The sequence below is a fragment of the Catenulispora rubra genome, from assembly GCF_015356825.1.
Lineage (GTDB): Bacteria > Actinomycetota > Actinomycetes > Streptomycetales > Catenulisporaceae > Catenulispora > Catenulispora rubra.
In genome coordinates this window covers 1-813 of sequence record NZ_JAACYW010000670.1, presented here as the reverse complement: position 1 = coordinate 813, position 813 = coordinate 1, and the positions used below count along the sequence as shown (strand labels likewise).

2 protein-coding genes are annotated in these 813 nt (G+C 69.7%); one reads left to right on the top strand and one right to left on the bottom strand.

Translation table 11 applies throughout. The annotated features are described in order from the left end of the window. Positions 1-700 (bottom strand): acyltransferase domain-containing protein (locus GWK61_RS60455; protein WP_323748212.1); only part of this gene is annotated, 700 nt, incomplete at its 3' end. On the opposite strand from GWK61_RS60455, the gene GWK61_RS58170 reads away from it, so the two are divergent. Continuing rightward, a partial coding sequence (locus tag GWK61_RS58170) for a hypothetical protein (RefSeq protein WP_228564588.1) occupies positions 624-813 on the top strand: 190 nt, incomplete at its 3' end. The two genes, GWK61_RS60455 and GWK61_RS58170, sit on opposite strands and share 77 nt — an antisense overlap.

Here is an 813-nt window from a genome sequence, read left to right as displayed (position 1 = left end):
CCTGCCAGGCAGCAGTGATCCCCAACATCACCGCGAACAACGCCGGCTGCACCACATCAGTCCGGGACCATTCCCCAGAACCCGACGTCAACATCTCCAGCACCGGCCAATCCACAAACGGCTGCAAGGCCTCAGCACACTCCTGCAACCGCGCCGCGAATGCCGGACTCGAACCGTAAAGAGCCGCAGCCATACCAGGCCACTGCGAACCCTGACCCGGATACACAAAGACACAGCGCGGCCGACCCGCCCCGGCGAATCCGAGCGCCAAGCCCTCGCAGCTTCGGCCCTCGCCCAACGCCCGCAAGCCCTCCACCAACTCCGACCCCGCCCCGCACAACACCGCCCGGTGCTCCAGCCGAGCCCGACCGGCCAACGCCCGAGCGACCCCAGCGACGTCCAAGCCACCCGACACCCCGCCCAGCACCCCAGCCAACTGACGGCCCTGAGCCCGCAACGCCTCCACAGAACGCCCCGACACCACCCACACACCAACAGCGCCTTGAGCAGCGGTACCGGCAACGGTCGGCTCCTGACCACCGGGCGCAGGCTCGGGCACAGCGACGTCGGCAAAGGCTGGCTCGGGAGCCTGTTCCAGGATCACGTGGGCGTTGGTGCCGCTGATGCCGAAAGAGGAGACCGCGGCTCGGCGTGGGCGTCCGGTCTCGGGCCAAGGCCTGGTCTCCGTCAGCAGGCTCACCCCGCTGCCGGCCCAGTCCACGTGCGGGCTGGGGGCGTCGACGTGCAGGGTCCTGGGCAAGACCCCGGCGCGCATCGCCATCACGGCCTTGATCACACCGCCGACCCCCGCAG